General features: G+C 46.1%; 20 protein-coding genes. 7 read left to right on the top strand and 13 right to left on the bottom strand.

Annotated features, from left to right (window positions below; all coding sequences use genetic code 11):
- Positions 1–227: 227 nt before the first annotated feature.
- The 5 genes from PCH02S_RS15945 to PCH02S_RS15960 all read right to left on the bottom strand — a co-directional run bounded on the left by PCH02S_RS15945 (position 228) and on the right by PCH02S_RS15960 (position 3,801).
- The gene (locus tag PCH02S_RS15945) at positions 228–656 is read right to left on the bottom strand and encodes a MarR family winged helix-turn-helix transcriptional regulator (protein ID WP_157322728.1); all 429 of its coding nucleotides are present in this window, start codon (positions 654–656) and stop codon (positions 228–230) included.
- 86 nt (positions 657–742) lie between these two features.
- Positions 743–874 (bottom strand): hypothetical protein, encoded by a 132-nt coding sequence (locus PCH02S_RS36710; protein WP_268597870.1) that lies wholly within the window; start codon positions 872–874, stop codon positions 743–745.
- Positions 875–997: 123 nt separating this feature from the next.
- On the bottom strand, positions 998–1,789 hold the full coding sequence (locus PCH02S_RS15950) for an ABC transporter ATP-binding protein (protein ID WP_127454666.1): 792 nt from the start codon (positions 1,787–1,789) through the stop codon (positions 998–1,000).
- Positions 1,790–1,810: 21 nt separating this feature from the next.
- Positions 1,811–3,043, bottom strand: a complete 1,233-nt coding sequence (locus PCH02S_RS15955) for an MFS transporter (protein ID WP_127454668.1) — start codon at positions 3,041–3,043, stop codon at positions 1,811–1,813.
- A gap of 56 nt (positions 3,044–3,099) precedes the next feature.
- Complete coding sequence (locus tag PCH02S_RS15960) at positions 3,100–3,801, bottom strand: FadR/GntR family transcriptional regulator (RefSeq protein WP_127454670.1); 702 nt, start codon at positions 3,799–3,801, stop codon at positions 3,100–3,102.
- A 236-nt stretch (positions 3,802–4,037) separates the two neighbouring features.
- On the opposite strand from PCH02S_RS15960, the gene PCH02S_RS15965 reads away from it, so the two are divergent.
- Both PCH02S_RS15965 and PCH02S_RS15970 read left to right on the top strand, forming a co-directional pair.
- The gene (locus PCH02S_RS15965; protein WP_127454672.1) at positions 4,038–4,928 is read left to right on the top strand and encodes a TIGR01777 family oxidoreductase; all 891 of its coding nucleotides are present in this window, start codon (positions 4,038–4,040) and stop codon (positions 4,926–4,928) included.
- Between the two features lie 24 nt (positions 4,929–4,952).
- Complete coding sequence (locus PCH02S_RS15970) at positions 4,953–5,447, top strand: glutathione peroxidase (RefSeq protein ID WP_174806787.1); 495 nt, start codon at positions 4,953–4,955, stop codon at positions 5,445–5,447.
- Positions 5,448–5,494: 47 nt separating this feature from the next.
- On the opposite strand, the gene PCH02S_RS15975 is transcribed toward PCH02S_RS15970, so the two are convergent.
- The gene (locus tag PCH02S_RS15975; protein WP_127454674.1) at positions 5,495–5,716 is read right to left on the bottom strand and encodes a DUF1450 domain-containing protein; all 222 of its coding nucleotides are present in this window, start codon (positions 5,714–5,716) and stop codon (positions 5,495–5,497) included.
- A complete protein-coding gene (locus PCH02S_RS15980) occupies positions 5,716–6,018 on the bottom strand; it encodes an iron-sulfur cluster assembly accessory protein (RefSeq protein WP_127454676.1) in 303 nt (100 codons plus the stop codon). Before PCH02S_RS15980 ends, PCH02S_RS15975 begins: the two co-directional genes overlap by 1 nt.
- 249 nt (positions 6,019–6,267) lie before the next feature.
- Here PCH02S_RS15980 and PCH02S_RS15985 point away from each other — a divergent pair, with 249 nt between their 5' ends.
- From PCH02S_RS15985 to ytvI, 3 genes are read left to right on the top strand one after another with little or no spacing between them, the layout of a single operon-like run.
- Positions 6,268–6,627 carry a winged helix-turn-helix transcriptional regulator gene (locus PCH02S_RS15985; RefSeq protein WP_127454678.1) on the top strand — a complete coding sequence of 120 codons (360 nt, stop codon included), beginning with the start codon at positions 6,268–6,270 and terminating at the stop codon, positions 6,625–6,627.
- A gap of 32 nt (positions 6,628–6,659) precedes the next feature.
- Entirely contained in the window at positions 6,660–7,406 is a 747-nt protein-coding gene (gene map / locus PCH02S_RS15990; RefSeq protein WP_127454680.1) for a type I methionyl aminopeptidase, read from the top strand.
- Positions 7,407–7,431: 25 nt separating this feature from the next.
- The gene (gene ytvI / locus PCH02S_RS15995) at positions 7,432–8,544 is read left to right on the top strand and encodes a sporulation integral membrane protein YtvI (protein WP_127454682.1); all 1,113 of its coding nucleotides are present in this window, start codon (positions 7,432–7,434) and stop codon (positions 8,542–8,544) included.
- A 47-nt stretch (positions 8,545–8,591) separates the two neighbouring features.
- Here the strand turns inward: ytvI and PCH02S_RS16000 are convergent, their stop codons facing one another.
- Positions 8,592–9,374: an AraC family transcriptional regulator gene (locus tag PCH02S_RS16000; protein ID WP_127454684.1), complete on the bottom strand. Its 783-nt coding sequence runs from the start codon at positions 9,372–9,374 to the stop codon at positions 8,592–8,594.
- Positions 9,375–9,494: 120 nt separating this feature from the next.
- On the opposite strand from PCH02S_RS16000, the gene PCH02S_RS16005 reads away from it, so the two are divergent.
- Together PCH02S_RS16005 and PCH02S_RS16010 are read left to right on the top strand one after the other, a co-directional pair.
- Positions 9,495–11,741 carry an FAD-dependent oxidoreductase gene (locus PCH02S_RS16005; RefSeq protein ID WP_127454686.1) on the top strand — a complete coding sequence of 749 codons (2,247 nt, stop codon included), beginning with the start codon at positions 9,495–9,497 and terminating at the stop codon, positions 11,739–11,741.
- Between the two features lie 197 nt (positions 11,742–11,938).
- Positions 11,939–12,118: a hypothetical protein gene (locus PCH02S_RS16010; RefSeq protein WP_127454688.1), complete on the top strand. Its 180-nt coding sequence runs from the start codon at positions 11,939–11,941 to the stop codon at positions 12,116–12,118.
- Between the two features lie 291 nt (positions 12,119–12,409).
- Here the strand turns inward: PCH02S_RS16010 and PCH02S_RS16015 are convergent, their stop codons facing one another.
- The 5 genes from PCH02S_RS16015 to PCH02S_RS16035 all read right to left on the bottom strand — a co-directional run bounded on the left by PCH02S_RS16015 (position 12,410) and on the right by PCH02S_RS16035 (position 16,943).
- Positions 12,410–12,619: a hypothetical protein gene (locus PCH02S_RS16015; protein ID WP_127454690.1), complete on the bottom strand. Its 210-nt coding sequence runs from the start codon at positions 12,617–12,619 to the stop codon at positions 12,410–12,412.
- A 71-nt stretch (positions 12,620–12,690) separates the two neighbouring features.
- Entirely contained in the window at positions 12,691–13,599 is a 909-nt protein-coding gene (locus PCH02S_RS16020; RefSeq protein WP_127454692.1) for a M14 family metallopeptidase, read from the bottom strand.
- A 920-nt stretch (positions 13,600–14,519) separates the two neighbouring features.
- On the bottom strand, positions 14,520–15,329 hold the full coding sequence (gene racE / locus PCH02S_RS16025; RefSeq protein ID WP_127454694.1) for a glutamate racemase: 810 nt from the start codon (positions 15,327–15,329) through the stop codon (positions 14,520–14,522).
- 114 nt (positions 15,330–15,443) lie between these two features.
- Positions 15,444–16,439, bottom strand: a complete 996-nt coding sequence (locus PCH02S_RS16030; protein WP_127454696.1) for a polysaccharide deacetylase family protein — start codon at positions 16,437–16,439, stop codon at positions 15,444–15,446.
- Between the two features lie 84 nt (positions 16,440–16,523).
- Positions 16,524–16,943 (bottom strand): disulfide oxidoreductase, encoded by a 420-nt coding sequence (locus PCH02S_RS16035; RefSeq protein ID WP_127454697.1) that lies wholly within the window; start codon positions 16,941–16,943, stop codon positions 16,524–16,526.
- Positions 16,944–17,030 lie beyond the last annotated feature (87 nt).

Consider the following 17,030-nt stretch of genomic DNA (forward strand, 5'->3'; position numbering starts at 1 on the left):
TTCCTCCATTTCTATGATTTGAATATTATGATATCTAACTTATTTTTAGCTGTCAACATTTAAATATTTCGACTTTATTATGTTAAATTTTCATTTTTATCTACAAAAAAAGCCTGAAATCCGTTATAATGATCCCAAGCATTAGATTATAGATTCCAAAAATAATTTAGATATCTAATTATATATCCAAAAAAAAGACTGCCATGCAACTTATTTTGCCAGTCCACTCACCCTTGAAAATTACTGTCAACACGCTTCATCCAATGCAGCATCAAGGCGATTTCCTGATCGGAAAATCCTTGGCGAATCATCTTTTCTCCCTCTTCGACAATAGCTAAACAAGCCTCTTTAATGGAGGAGCCCTTATCCGTCAAATAAATACGATTGATACGGGTATCCAACTTGTCTGGTACACGATTGATCATCCCTCTATCTTCTAACCCACGAAGAAGGAAGGTCATGGAAGCCGGTTGAATGCCTAAAATATGCACCATATCTTTTTGGGTCCGTCCCTCTTCTTCCCATAGAATCATAAGGACACCTAGCTGAGAGTTCGTGACACCCTGTTCCTCCAGCATTTGATCCAAATAATTGCAGGCATTGCGATAATTCTTCTTTAACCAGAATCCAATTGATCCATGCAGTGTAGCGTTCATGTTGGTTCTCCCTTTACAAGTTGCTTGTGTTATATTGCCATTATATACGATCACCTCTCTGATGAACATATGACAAACTCGTATACTTAGTACTGGCCTTTGGACATTTTCCTTTTTGCAATCCAATACGAAATCCAGCCAGCCGTATAACAGATGAGACAGCCAAAGAACTTAGGCTTCAGAATTGATTTTTGAGGATTAACCGGGCATGATTTCATTCTTCAACCTCCTTCCATATCATTTAGTTAGATATCTAAATATATAGTATACCACCAAAAATTGAATGTCAATAATTCCCACAAAATAAAGAGCACTTCCATAAAGAAAGTGCCCTTAGAAACTCACAAATCACTAGCAGGAATCGAAAGCCATGGGCGTTCTCGCTGCCATTTCACTTCAACCTCCGTCTCAAAGAAAGAGGATAAACCTTCACTTGTCAATACTTGGCGCGACAGCCCTTTTGCGAATACCTCACCACGACGAATCAATAAGGTTTGATTAAAAACAGGTAGAATTTCTTCAATATGGTGCGTTACGAATATTAATGTCGGAGCATCCGGTTCCTTGGCTAGTTCTTGGATGCTGGACAACAAAGCTTCACGAGAAAGGAAGTCTAATCCGTTCGTTGCTTCATCCAGAATCAGCAGTTTAGGAGAGGCCATTAATGCACGTGCAATTAATATTTTTTGCTTTTCACCCTGAGAGCACGATTGATAAGTCCGGTCGTATAAATGCATACAATTCAGCCGCTGCATATGCGCTTTGGCCTGCTCGAAGTCTTCCGTACTCGGTTTCTCATATAACCCGATTGAAGCATGTTTACCGCTTATTACGACATTTTGCGTTTTATCGGAGGCATACAACTTCTCCTGAAGGGATGAACTTACCCAACCAATCATTTTACGCAAATCTCTTAAATCTACCGTTCCAAACGGATGGCCGAGTACAGCCATTTGTCCTTGGCTCGGCCAGATATAACCATTGATCATATTCAATATGGTCGTCTTGCCTGAACCGTTCAAACCCAGTACGGCCCAGTGTTCATTTTTGGATACCTGCCAATTCACTTCATTCAGAATCGTTTTGTTATCTCTATACCAGGAGACGTTATTCATTTCAATAATCGATGGCATTCGGTTTCACCTCGTGATCAATTAAGCTTTAGCAACATTTTGTGATAGTTCAATTTGTGTCATATTCAATTTTTTATCTGATGGCAGGAAAGCGGCCAATAGCCCGATTAGCGGCAAGAATGCGCAGAGTTTAATGACAAATGAGATGCTTGTTGCATCCGCAAGTGTACCAAGCACAGCTGATCCGATCCCACCTAGTCCGAAAGCCAAGCCAAAGAATAAACCGGATACCGTCCCGACTTTGCCTGGCAGAAGTTCCTGCGCATAAACGACAATGACGGAGAAGCCGGATAGTAAAATAAATCCAATGCATGCACACAACACGCCCGCCCAAAATAAGTTTGCATATGGCAAAAGCAGTGAAAACGGAGCCGTTCCCAGAATGGAAAACCAGATCATGTTCCGTCTTCCGAACCGATCCGCCAACGGACCGCCCATGAACGTACCGACTGCTCCAGCAGCAAGCAAAGTGAATATGAATAGCTGCGCTTTTTCAACGGAAAGTTGATTGTGTTCGATTAAGTAAAAAGCGTAAAAACCCGTCATGCTTGCCACATAAACAAACTTGGAAAACAAGAGCATGATCAAAATTGAAATGGCATAGGTAACTGTCTTGCGCGGCAGAGGCTGTTTACTGACAGAAGCTTTACTTGAAGCGGCTGAGCGGCTGCTGCCCGCTTTACCATACCATTTGGCTACGAAAAACTGAACAACAATCGCTGCAGCAGCGACAAACGAAAACCAAATAATGCCGAATTGGCCAAATGGAACGAAAATCAGCGCTGTGAAAATAGGAGCAAGCGCCTGCCCGATATTACCGCCTGTTTGGAAAATCGACTGCGCCAAGCCTCGACGAGGTCCGGCAGCCAAGTAAGCAACGCGCGATGCCTCCGGATGAAGCACGGAAGATCCGAGACCAACCAGCACAACAGCTCCAAGCACCTGAACAAACGAAGACGCTACAGCAAGTAAAATCACGCCTAATAACGAGAAATATACGCCTGCGGGCAACAAAAACGGCTTTGGCTTTTTATCTGTGTACAAACCAATTAAAGGTTGAAATAAGGAAGCTGTTACGTTTAGCGTAAAAGCAATCCAGCCAATTTGAGTAAAGCTCAACTGCAGCGAATTATGAAGAATCGGGAAAACGGCAGGTATAACGGATTGAATGGCGTCATTCAATAAGTGGACCAGGGAGATCGAGAATAAAATCGCATAAACCGTATGATTGCGTACTGAACTGGAATCTGACACTGTCACTAACCCCTTTCATCATATCATCTGATGTTTAAAGACATAGGAGAGTCAAGCTACTCCTGGTTTACAAACTGTTTAAGCTGTGTGACCGTTTCATCCAGATTTTTCATGGTCCAATACTCCGCTTCCGCGACATTTTTGTCCTTGATCGCTTTGTACATATTTTCATGAAACAAATGATGAGGATCTTGCAAAGTCACGATCAATTTCTGTGAAGCCTCAAATAGTGCCGATGTGAAGGATCGATACAGGTCGATGACAACACTATTTTTGCTCGCAACAGCGATCGATAGATGAAATTTCACATCTTCACGCAAATACGTGTCTGTGTCGCCTTTCTCCAATGCTTCATAACGTTGATCCAACGCGCTTCGCATTTGCTCAAGATCGTTCTCGTCTCGGCGCTCAGCAGCCAATCTGGAGATTTCTAACTCAAGCATCCTTCTGACCTCGTAAACCTCCAGAATCTGTGCTCTACGGAGCCTGTGATCCAGCGGTTCCTGCATGGCCGACTGCGCCTTCAGAAAAGTACCGAAGCCCTGTTTCTTCTCAAGCAAGCCAGCGTGAACAAGGACACGGACCGCTTCACGGATCGTTGATCGTCCCACGGCGAACTGCTGCATCAATTCCGGTTCCGTAGGAATCTTATCCCCAGGTTTTATTTCTCCTTCTGAAATCTTCTTTTGCAGTTGATTCACTACATCGTCTACCAACTTTGGACGATTCAGCGGTTGAAAAGACATTTTAGAATTCATCTGATCATCTCCTGTTTGAACATGAGTATAGCATAGGGCGTCTGAATTTTTCCAGTCTAAATTTTAGCATGCCCTTGCATACGAAAAACACTTCCCTGATTTTTTCGAGGAAAGTGTTCACAACCTTTAACTCGAACCGCAGCTGGAACTTGAGCAGGAGAAACTTGAGCATGAGGAGCTTGAGATGACATGCAAATTTTGTAAATGATATAATAGCGAGGAGGAGGTGTTCATCGATGAAAATAGCAGTAACCGGCGGAAGCGGTTTTATCGGAAGTCGTTTAATTGCCTATTGCCAACAGCTCGGCCATGAAATGATTACAATTTCCCGCTCATCCCAAACCGTCGTACAAGGTGCGCGCACGGTAACATGGGCAGAATTGCAAGATGCTCCCGAGATACTCGAAGGACTGGACGCCATCGTGAATTTGGCGGGCGAATCCATTAATCAGCGCTGGACGGCTGCCGCCAAACAGCGCATCCTAGAGTCCCGCATTAAGGCAGCACAGCAAGTGGGGCAGCTTGTAGAACGTATGGACAAGAAACCTAAAGTTGTCGTTAACGCTTCCGGTATGTCTATTTATGGCACGTCGGAGACGGCAACTTTCGATGAGCGCAGCCCGCACCGTACGATGGATTTCTTATCGAGTGTCGTGGACAAATGGGAACAAGCCGCAGATCAAATCAAAGGTCCGCGGCTCGTCAAAGTTCGCGTTGGACTTGTGCTCGACGGGAAAGAAGGCGCATTTCCAAAGATGGCTTTCCCTTATAAGCTTGGCGTTGGCGGCCCTATCGGCAGCGGCAAACAATGGCTGTCTTGGATTCACATTGAAGACATGGTAAGATTGATCGATTTCTGCATACAAAACGAGGAAATCAGCGGACCTGTCAATGCGACAGCGCCAAATCCTGTCACAAACAAGCAGTTCGGGGCGCAGCTGGCCCAAGCACTTCACAGACCGAATCTGTTTCCTCTCCCTGCTTTTGTCATGAAGCTTGCTTTCGGCGAATTATCCACACTGCTTCTGGAAGGCCAGAAGGTGCTGCCGCATGTCCTGCTCCAGCATGGCTTTCGTTTTACATATAGTTCCGTCGACAAAGCGTTGGCGGATATCGTGAACAACTAAAATAACTGTGAAAAGGTGATTCTTTTGACCGTTCATCAATTTTCAGCCCGGACGATCCGCGGTGAAGATAAGTCGCTTGCCGACTACAAAGGGCAAGTGCTGCTCATTGTTAATACCGCAACCAAATGCGGATTTGCCCCTCAATTTACGGGACTGCAGGAGCTTCACGATACATATAAAGATCAAGGATTTAGCGTACTGGGCTTTCCATGCAACCAATTCAGAGATCAAGAGCCCGGAAACGATACAGAAGTTGAGCAGGTGTGCCAAATCAATTTTGGCGTGAACTTCCCTTTGTTCTCCAAGATTGATGTCAACGGCGCTGACACCCATCCACTTTACCGCTACTTGAAACAGCAGGCTTCCGGGTTGCTCGGCTCCAGCATCAAATGGAATTTCACCAAATTTCTCGTGGATCAAAACGGTAACGTCATTAAAAGATTCTCACCAACCACAACGCCGCGTAAAATTGAAAGCCAAATTCGCCAACTGCTCGCAAATACCACCGTTCATGCTTAACATATAGAAAAAAACCGCCAGGGCATCAATCGCTCCGACGGTTCTTTTTATTTGACGTATTTTTTAGCCTTTTCGATTGCTTCATCTTCTGTTGCTCCTGTCACATAGCGGCCATTAATGAATATAAAAGCAAAACGAGAACAAGGACCGCAATACGATTTGCAGGCAACTTTGACTTCAGCATCAGGTGCAATGACTTTAATTTTTGAAAGTGCAGATTTCACCTTCATATGTTTGCATTTATCACAAATGCGAATATCATTGCGCATTAGTGATCTCCGTTGTTCCCCTTGCTTGGGTTCGTAATCATGAAGCCTTCTTCTGGCGTGTAGAAGTAGTCTATACGGATTCCGTCAAGCAATGGTTCGTTTCCATCCAGCAAAACATCAATGCCCTTGTCCGTGCTGACAACAACATCATTGGCAGATTTATCGTCAAGACCCAAGCCATAGTGAGCGTGGTCGCCATGTTTATGAGTCACTTGTACTCGAACCAATAGACCTTTGTTTTCTTCTTTATCAAGCTCTAATTGAAGTACTTTCGCTGCATTACGAGAAATTTTGACGTTCATATGTACACATCTCCTGAAACAATAATTTTATTTCTTATTGTAAAGAATCTAAGTCACGAAATCAACCTTTGACAGCATCCGACTTAAAAAGTGATTTACAAATGCCCCAATCGGGCTGCTATTGCTAATTGCCTTCACGAACTTTAAAATACATAGTAGTGGAACTATTTTATCCTAAATTCAAGCTGGTAACTTACTTACTTCATGGATAGTTATGTACATTCCAAAATGGAAAGGACGCGTTTCTGAATGTCTACTCTTGAAAATGAAAAAGTCGCCCCGCTCAGCAACTATGTTCCTAAAGTACCGAAAGTCATTGAATGCTCCATTGAACGTACACTTGAAGTCATCGGTGGCAAATGGGCCTTCCTCGTGCTTCGGGAACTGTTTTGCGGTACGAAGCGTTTCGGCGAACTGCAGCGTCAAGTAACTGGAATCAGCCCCAAATCTCTAACCGATATTCTCCGTCATCTGGAGGATCACGGTGTTTTAGAGCGGACGGCATACCCAACTGTCCCTGTTACCGTTGAGTATACCTTGACACCGAAAGGCCAGGATTTGCATCAAATATTAAAAGAGATGAAGCTATGGTCCGCAAAATGGACATGATGATTGAATAACAGCTGAGGAGTTGGACTTACGTGATTACCATTAAAACAAAAGAACAAATTGAAAAAATGGGCAGAGCTGGACGCATTCTAGCCGATTGTCATAAAGAAATTGCAAAAATGATTCGCCCTGGCATCACTTCATGGGAAATCGACCAATTCGTCGAGGGATTTTTGGCGAAGCACGGCGCAACGCCGGAACAAAAGGGCTATCACGGCTATCCTTACGCTACCTGTGCATCCGTTAACGATGTGATCTGCCACGGGTTCCCGAAGAAAGAGGCCTTAAACGACGGCGATATCGTCACCATCGATATGGTTGTTCGGATTGATGGTTGGTTGGCAGACTCCGCTTGGTCCTACGCCGTTGGGAACATCTCTCCGATTGCGGAGAAATTGCTTCAAGTAACCAAAGAGTCGTTGTACAAAGGCATTGAGCAAGCGATTCCAGGCAACCGCATCGGCGATGTTTCGCATGCGATTCAGGTGTATGCGGAATCACAAGGCTTCTCTGTCGTCAGAGACTTTATCGGACACGGCATCGGCTCCGAAATGCATGAAGAACCGCAAGTTCCGCATTACGGACCAGCAGGCAAAGGGCCGCGCATTAAAGAAGGCATGGTGTTCACCATTGAACCGATGCTGAATGTCGGCAAATATCATTCCAAGGTTGATAGCGACGGGTGGACAGCAAGAACTTACGACGGCAGTCTGTCCGCACAATATGAACACACGATTGCGATTACGAGCCAAGGACCGGTTATTTTGACGGAACAATAAACATTTAAGCCCCGGAGGAACATGCATGATTTCTTTTTACAAGAAATATTGGAGAACTGCTTTTGACATTGCTCTCATTGTTCTAACCGTCTACCTCTTCATGCTGTTGTTCAGCTATTTGTATCGCATCGCGACACCTATCTTTCTGGCTCTGATCATTTTCATGATGATCGAGCCTTTTGCTAGGTTTCTGAATCGAAAAGGGATGCGAAAGTCGATTGCATCAGCGATCTCAACGCTCCTCTTCGTCCTGATCATCTTGGGCGCGCTGGCGGGTGCCGCCGTTATTTTCACAAGCCAGATCATGAGCCTTGTCGATAAAGTAGACGATTACCAAGCCGTTTTTAATGACCAAATCATACATAAAATTAGCGAACTAAATAATCGCTTCCAAACGTTGCCCCCTGATGTCATTGTGAAAATTAAAGAATATGCCGGACAATTTGCAGGTAATGCCTCTAAATTCATTATTTCTTTCTTATCCGGACTAGTAGCCTCGCTGACTTCCTTTTCCACCTTCATGTTCAACTTCATTGTCGGAATCATTTTGGCCTACTTCCTCAGCATAGAAATCGACTCCTGGAAACGCCTTGCCAGTGAGAAAACACCAAGAACGTTTAAATCGGTATTTTTCTTTCTAAAGGAAAATGTTGTGAAGGGGATTGTCTCTTACGTAAAAGCCCAATTTAAACTGATTTCCCTGACGTTTATCGTCGTTTTTGTCGCTTTGCTTCTGCTCGACGTCAATAATGCTTTTTCGATCTCCCTGCTCTCGGCTATTTTCGATGTTTTGCCGCTGCTGGGTGTCTCCACTTTGTTCATTCCATGGATCATTTACTTGTTTATCGTGGGTCAGACAACACTTGCGATCTGGTTAAGCGCGCTGCTGCTTGTCGTTATCCTTGTCAGACAAATCATGGAGCCCAAAATTACAGGGGAATCCCTGGGCGTGTCCGCCTTTACGACATTAGCTTTTATGATCGTGTCCCTGTCATTGTTTGGCGTTGCGGGAGTCATCCTGTCGCCTGTTCTAATCATCTTGCTCAAAGCTCTGTATACACAAGGCTATTTCCATCGTTGGATACGCAAGCCTGAGGACGAATACACGCAGAGCAATCTTCCTACGAGTGGTCCATAAACTTAAAAGCCCATCCTTCCTTTCTGGAAAGATGAGCTTTTTTCGTATTATACACGATACATACTGCGGTACACGGATGGAGCCATCCCCATTTTTTGTGAAAACACGCGGCTCAAATAAAAACCGTTTTCAAAACCGCATTTTCCTGCGATTGCATCTAACGTCAAAGTCGATCCTTCCAGCAAATGGCGCGCTCTGGTTAAACGCAATTCATTCAAAAACTCAGAAGGTGTTTGCGAGAAAGCTCTGCGAAACCTTCGCGTAAGCTGCACGGGAGTTAGCCCCAGGCTCTCTGCCAAATCCGACATGGATAAACTTCCGTATGCATGATCCGTTACATATTTACGTGCCTTTTCCATCAAACTGTCCGTTTCTGTAGTAAGGTCCTCTTTGAGCTCTCGTTCAATTGCGACTAATCGAAACATATCGCTGAGCATGTGCTGCTTATGCAATGTGCTCTCCTCATCCCACCCCGGAAGCTCCTTCAAATAGTGATAATTCGAGGCCAATCTCTCGATATCCTTAATGACGAGCTTGCCTTTCCAACTGGTTGCTTCCTCTGAACTTGGTTCCGACAGCCAAACAAACTGCAGAAAATGAAACGACAACGGCTCCAGCGTCCTCCTTCGAAAACCAACATGGGGCGGGCAAATAACAAAATCGCCAAATCCCGCTTCCCCCTTGTGCTCTCCGATTCCATAGACAAATCGGCCTTCTTCCACAGCAAATAACGTCCAGCAAGGATACGTGTCCTCGTTATACATAAACTCATCTTTACGATGCCAGTAAACATGCGAAATAAGTTTCACCGCCACATCACGAAAAGCCATACCCGCACCTCTTTAAGTGAAATAAAGTATATGCTCATTGTAACTGACTGCATGTTCAATAGGAATATAATATTTTAAAATGAAATCAAAGATATTCTATCAACTAGTGAGGTGCTGGTCATGAAACACGAAATCGTTACATCCGACATCACCGTTGTCGGCGGAGGTTTAGCCGGCGTGTGTGCCGCGATCGCTGCAGCCAGATTAGGTCAAACCGTTTCCCTTGTTCAAAATCGCCCTGTTCTTGGTGGTAACTCCAGTAGTGAAGTACGCGTGTGGGTTTGTGGAGCTACTTCCCACGGGCTTCATCGGTATGCGCGTGAAACCGGTATCATGGGTGAAATGTTCGTTGAGAATCAATACCGCAATATCGATGGAAATCCCTATCTATGGGACCTGATTGTGCTCGAAAAAGTGAAAGCCGAGAAAAATATTACCCTTTTCTTGAATACGGATGTTCATGAAGTTGATGCAGACGGAGACGAAACTTCCCGGACCATTCGATCCGTTACAGGGTGGATGATGGGGTCGGAACGCCGTATCCGCTTCGACAGCCGTGTCTATCTCGACTGCACTGGCGACGGGCTCGTCGGTTTTCTGGCAGGCGCGAAATTCCGTATTGGCCGTGAAGCGCAGGAGGAGTTCAATGAAGAATGGGCGCCTCTCGTCCCGGATGATATTACCTTAGGCAGCACTCTGCTCTTCTATACCAAAGATGCTGGCCGACCTGTGAAGTACATCCCGCCTAGTTTCGCCAAAGACATTACACAGACCACGATTCCTATGAAACGTGTTATTCGCAGCGGCGATAATGGTTGCGCTTACTGGTGGATTGAGTGGGGCGGTGAACTGGATACGGTTCATGATAACGAAAGAATCCGTGATGAACTGTCTTCCGTGATTTACGGGATTTGGGATTATATCAAAAATTCCGGTAAATTCGAAGCGGATAACCTTACGCTCGAATGGATCGGTTCGGTTCCGGGCAAACGGGAATACCGTCGTTTCGTAGGGGACTACGTGCTGAATCAAAACGATGTCATCGCACAGGAGCTGTTCGAAGACCGCGTCGCCTTCGGCGGCTGGTCGATTGACCTGCATCCGCCACAAGGCATGTACGCCACGGCGAAGGGCTCCAAGCATATGCATGTGGACGGCAGCTATCACATACCGTTCCGTTCCCTCTATTCGGTCAATACGACGAATATGCTTATGGCTGGGCGCAATATCAGCGCGTCCCACGTCGCTTTCGGCACGACACGCGTCATGGCGACATGTGCCGTCATCGGCGAAGCCGCAGGAACGGGCGCTGCCCTTTGCGCAGCGAAAGGCATCTCCCCTCGCGAGCTGCACGGCAGCCATCTGAGCGAGCTGCAGCAAACGCTGCTGCGGCAGGATGCCTCCGTGCTCGGGATCAAAAACGCCGACGCAGCCGACCTTGTGCTTGGCGCGACCTTGACAGCGTCCAGCACCTTGAGTCAGCTGGCGGTAGAGAAATCCGCGTCGGTGTTCCCGCTTGCGGATAGTGTAGCGCTTCTCGTGCCTGTAGATCCGCACATCGAGGGCTTGGAGCTGCTGCTTGACGCCTCGGAGGCTACGCAGCTATCCGTCGAGTTGTGGAGCACAGGGAAGCCGCAGAACTACGTCCCGCACACACAGGTCACAGCCGTTCGAGTAGCTGTCCCGCAAGGATCTGGACAGTGGATCCATGTTCCGTTAAGCTGGCATCCGGACACCGTTCAAAATGCGTTTATTATTCTACGCAGCAATCCTGCACTATCGGTCCATAAGTCCGACCAACTGCAGTCCGGCGTCCTTGGGCTCAAGCATAAAGATAATAGCAATGCCGCAGATTATGGCGACACGACACCGAACCAACCTGTCGTTGATTGGACTCCTGGCGAGTTCAACCGTAAGCCGATCTGCTTCCGGCTGCTTTCACCTACTTCGGCTTACTCGCCGGATAAAGCGGCTAATGGCTTTAAACGGCCATACGGCGGCCCGAACATGTGGTCTTCAGCCCATCTGCAAGCCGGTAAGTCGGAGTGGCTTGAAGTCAGCTGGCCGAATGCCGTGCCAATCCGCAGCGTACAGCTGACCTTGAATGATGACGTCCATGAGGATTTAATTAATTTGCATCATCATCGGACAGCATTCGAGATTATTCCTGAGTTGGTTAAAGACTACAAACTCCAGGCCTTTGTTGGAGGAGAATGGAAAACTGTCGCTGAAGCATTTAATAATCACACTCGCCTTCATACGCATACATTCCCAGAGACCGTTGTAACCAGCCGCTTGCGCTTGCTAGTGGAATCAACAAACGGAGCTGAGCGAGCCGAAATCGTAGAAATTCGCTGCTACAGTTAGTCTCATAAGCACGCAAAATGGATTAGCAAACGCTGCCGTTTTGCGTGCTTTTTTCTTTGGTGGCCGGCATCGTTTCCGACATTCTTTTTCTATAAATAGGTCTTAATAACCCTTGTTTAACCTCACATGATATGTTATATTAAAAGTGCGACAAATCAAGGTTTCCTCTTCAAAAAGTTGACATAGGAGTGATGGAAATGGAACAAAATTCTATTCAAATTCGTCAAGGTGAAGAGATTATTTATGTAGAAATGACTGTTAAGGAAGCGCTTGCATTAACAGGTGCAAAGTTCAACTTAAACCACAAATTAGAGCGAGATGCCATCAAGAAGGTAAAACAACGCCTCGAAGATAAACTGCTTCCTCCTAACCATTAATTGTACTCTACCATCTTCGCATACAGCCCAACGAACGATCACCATCGTGCGTTGGGTTTTTATTTTCCTCTTGAAACCACTGTATCAAAATCAACCAACTGCTTATAATAATCACGCGCTTCTCAACAACGATATTCAAGGAGGACCGGCCATGTCAGAAGATCATAAGCAGCAAGGACAATCCCGCAAAAATACAACGACGAAAACGCAGGATCAGAAAAGCAATAAAGGGCACAAGTAAATAAAGAAAAGTCCATGCCTCTTTTCTTTCAGGCGTGGACTTTTTTTTCGTTAATTGATTTTTCTTCTTGTTAAAATGCAGGGAACCCCTCTGCCTACAGCCCCAGGTTGAGCCATATGCTCCAAATAACGAAGTCCTCTTGTACATTGTGTTTTACAAACCGCACACGTAGACGACTCCACTATTCTCATCGTGTACTGCTCTCTGGAAGATACTATTTTCTTCTTAGCAACTTTGCCTTTGCCTTTAGGTGGTGCCATAACCTCGCCTCCCAACCGTCTACTTACTCCAGTATATGAAGTCTGGACAGAACGGTTCTTGAGGGACAAGGTTATGTTCCTGATGTTGTCTGGCGGTTAACGGTTTGTAAATCCAGCGCAGTCAGCAGGATCGGGACGATCTCTTCATACAATTCGGCGAAGGCTTCCACGGGCAGCGGATTGACACCGTAACCCAACTCGACGGTAAATCCAGGCCTGCGGAATTGTTGAATGAACCAATCCTTATACCCTGCATCGCTATCGGTTAATTTCACGGCTTCATAACCGCTGACAACCGCTAATTGGTCGGCAAACGACTCGGATTCCGGAGGTTCATATCCCCGGTAATTCCAATAGATCTCTCTTCCTTGCGTGTGCAGGGCAACAACGAGCTCAAACGGGTGGCATTCTGTAAAACGCGCGAGCGCGGCAGTCTCCGGCTCCGATAGAGGCGTCTCGCCGCCATAATCCCGCGGACCCGGCCCCAACTGCCCCCTGCGCTCAGCTTCCTCTTCCCAATGGGCAGGGAACTGATCATTAAGGTCTACGCCCCTTATATTCGCTTTCCAGTTGCTAAAATCAGGCTGATCTCCGTTCAATTCCAGCAAATTGGCTTGGTAGGGATGATCAGGCCCGATGCCATTAAGGACAAGTTCTACACCGTCAGGATTCACCATCGGAACAACCCATAAGGAGTACTCGGAGAGCAGGCGTCTGGTGTTTCTGCCCTGCCAGGCTGTTCCTCTGGCATAAGAACAAGCAAGATCCTCTACAAACTGCATAACAAGCGGTGTCGTAATCCATTCATTCGCATGGATCGCTGCATTGACATGGAGCTCTCTGGCCCCCTGGCCGATGCGCAGCGCAGGTATGCCTTTTCCCATCACACTTTCTCCTATAACTTCGACATGCAGGAAAGGATAAATCCTGCCCAGCCGATTCAATTCATCACACAACGTTCCATACCCGTAACCCAACATACGACCACCTCACAGCTCTTTGATCTCCTACGTAGGTTATGAATATGCCTTCTCCATTAGAAACATGCGGCGTAACGAAGTTAAGTTATTGCACGCCTTCTACAATGAAAAAGGCCTATTTCAATGATATAGAGCACAATAGTTCCTCGCTGAGGAGAAAGGAATCGTTGGAGGAGTTAATTTTCCTCCGTAGTTTAGCTTGTTAAGAGCCCAGTGGGAGCGAATTTGGGGTGGAGAACACCCAACGCCGCTAAATATTCAGCGTACTGAGACATTTGGCGGAGGGGGCATCCTCATAGGAGAGGTAGCTGGCTGGCCACAGCTTGGAGGATCTACAGGGCGCTATTCTAACAAATTAAGCCTGTTTCCGCGTTTAAGCGGAACTGCAGGGCCTTATTTGACCGCTAATCCCGTTTTCTTCAAGAAAACGAACAAATAGAGGACGTCAGTTCCCCTCCGCGCGAAGAAGAGCTTATTTCGATGAAATAGAGCCCTGTAGTTCCCTGAAAAAACCGCTGCCGCTGGAGCGATAGCAGCAAATTTCATGGGGTGGTGTCCGAGTTGCGACTGTGACAGTCTATGTTGTATTTTGCGCAACCATTTTGCCGTAAAGGGGCCTCACTTCGCATCTATATTGCACTTCATACAACGATTGTTGCATTTAAATCGCTTACAATTCATCTTTTGCAACAAATGGTTGTATGATGTGCAACGAAAGACCGCAATCGCGGTCTGACCACACCATTCCGTTGTATGTCATGCAACGTAGCCCTTCAACTTTGCTGCACAACCGTCTTTACAACGATAAATATTTGTTTGAGTAGATTCGATTCCATACTTAGATTTTAACAAAAAAAAGTTGAGCTTACGCTCAACCCAGAACAATTCTTATCTTTAAGAATAGCCACCTGAGGGTCCATTCAAAAAATAGTTGGTACCTGCCAAACGACAGGTGTAATGGCTATCTGATCTTTGAGCCAACTTTCCGTTATCCGCTTAAATAACGTAGGTTCTCCGCTGCAAAAAAATTGGTGAATCGGCAATATCCCCGATGTTTCCATCCGATCGCGATGGTACAAAATCGTGCTGATTTCTCTTGCCGTTTCGTCGGCAGATGAAATCAAGGTGACGTCCGGTCCCATCACCCGGGAGATCGGCTCCATCAAAAATGGATAATGCGTACATCCCAATATTAAACAATCAATGGGCTTGTCGACCAACGGCTGAAGCGATTGCGCCACAATCTCCTGCTCTTGCTCTCTTCCAAAAAGCCCTTTTTCCACGAAAGGCGCCAAAAGCGGGCAAGGCTCGCTGTACACCTGTATGCCCGGCGAGATTAACCTTAAGGCATGTTCATAGGCCTTGCTTTTGATCGTACCTTCCGTGCCGATCACCCCGACAATCCCGGTTCGCGTGTGCTTGATTGCGGCTCGCGCGCCTGGCGAGATAACACCCAACACTGGAATCGAGACGCGCTCTCGAATATCTTCTATGGCAACCGCGGTTGCCGTATTGCATGCAATCACAATCATTTTAGGGTTAAATTGAATTAAATAATCCACAATTTGCCGTGTAAATGTACGTACTTCTACAGCTGATCGCGGTCCATAAGGACTTCGAGCCGTATCACCGAAATAGATGACTTTTTCCTGCGGCAGCTGCCTCATGAGTTCTTTTACTACAGTTAATCCTCCGACTCCGGAGTCCAGTACGGCTATCGCTTGCTGCACACCTATCCGCTTCCTTTGCCGGTTAATGAATTTCAAAGGCTACATGGATAGAATATGAACGTACAAGCTGAAAGGTACCTAGGCTTACAACACTGATTCTTGGTAGTCTGTCACCTATTTTTTTGGCTGCAAATCATTTACAAGTGCGAATTCGTAGCCCTTCTTCTTGATTTCTTTGCAGATGCGCGCGAGCGCCTGCATGTTCTCCAAAGATCCCTGATGCATCAAAATTACATTGCCGTCATGCAAATTATTCATGATATCGTTGTACGGATCCTCGGCCCCATTCTCCCGCGGTTCCCAATCACGCATAGCCGTCGACCAAAAGACGGACGTATACCCCATGCTCGATACTAAACTCAAATTATGCATATTGTAGTGACCGTAAGGGAAGCGAAAGTATTTCTCGACCTCTTTACCGGTTATCTTCTTATATAAGGCTTCAAAATCCGTAATTTCCTTGCGAATTTGGTCATCGCTCAGCTCATTGAAATCTTTGTGCGTCATCGTATGATTGGCTACGAAATGGCCGTCTGCCACAACTCTTTTCAAATAATCCGGGTTTGACTTGATATTGTTCCCTGAGATGAAAAAGTTCGCTTTCACTCCGTTTTCCTTCAAGGATTTTAGCATTAAATCCACTTCAATCAGCGGGCCTCCCGCATCAATCGTTAGATAAACCTTTTTCCCGGTCCCAACCCAAACGGCTTTCTGATCAGCGGTAAAAGATTTCGTTTCTTTCGGAAAATCAGGAACCTGCCCGGTTTTCTTCTTCATGTAATACCAAGAGTAGGGGGTCTTGTCCCCTGCGATTGGCTTTGCTTTGGTGGCGTCGGTTGCCGGCTTTGCGGATGCTGCAGGGCTAGGGGCAGTCGTAGGATGCGGAGTTGCACTCGGAACTACGATTTGTTTGGGAGTAGCTATGGGCTTTACTGTTGGTTTAGGAGTTGGAGTTGAAGTTGGCGTAGGCTCCGCTGCTTTGGTGGTTGCTTGCGGACTTGGTGTCGTTACAGCTTCGGCAGCAGGAGAGAACAGGCTTTTGTCTGCACAACCGACCAATGTTGCGCTTAAAAGGATCAGCAGTGCAGCACTTTTGGTAATGGATGTCATTGTAGCACCTCGCATGATGGAATACGTTCAGTACTCCTTTCGACAGCGCTAGACAAATTACCTGCCTATTTTTGGAACGTGGTGTTATTTCGTAGCTCGGTATGTCAAATATTGGAGAATGGTAATCAAAATAAAAGCCGTTCCGGCAAGCATAGGAATCGTGATAAAACCAAGCCAGTTCAAGTAATCCACATCACATGGAATTGGCCCGCACCCCGTCGCGGATTCGTGAAAAACTCCGGATTGAAGCAAAACGTGATAAACGGAAATACAGGCTCCCCAAATCGTGAGCGGTAATACATAAATCGTCAGCTTGTAGTCTCTGCGCACAGCAGCGATCCCCAGGATGATAGCCAGCGGATACATGAGAATACGTTGATACCAACATAGTTTACAAGGTATAAAATGCATAATTTCCGAGAAATACAAGCTTCCCAATGTGGCGATTAAGGCAATCAGCCATGATAGGTGCATACCGTTTTCTCTTAAGAATTTTTTTGACATTTTTGCTCGTCCTCCCTCTCCCCATATTATAGAAAAATATAGGAGGGAAGTCTAACATTTTGGGTGAGGCGGTTTTTTTAGATTTCT

The organism is Paenibacillus chondroitinus NBRC 15376 (assembly GCF_004000765.1).
GTDB lineage: Bacteria > Bacillota > Bacilli > Paenibacillales > NBRC-103111 > Paenibacillus_E > Paenibacillus_E chondroitinus.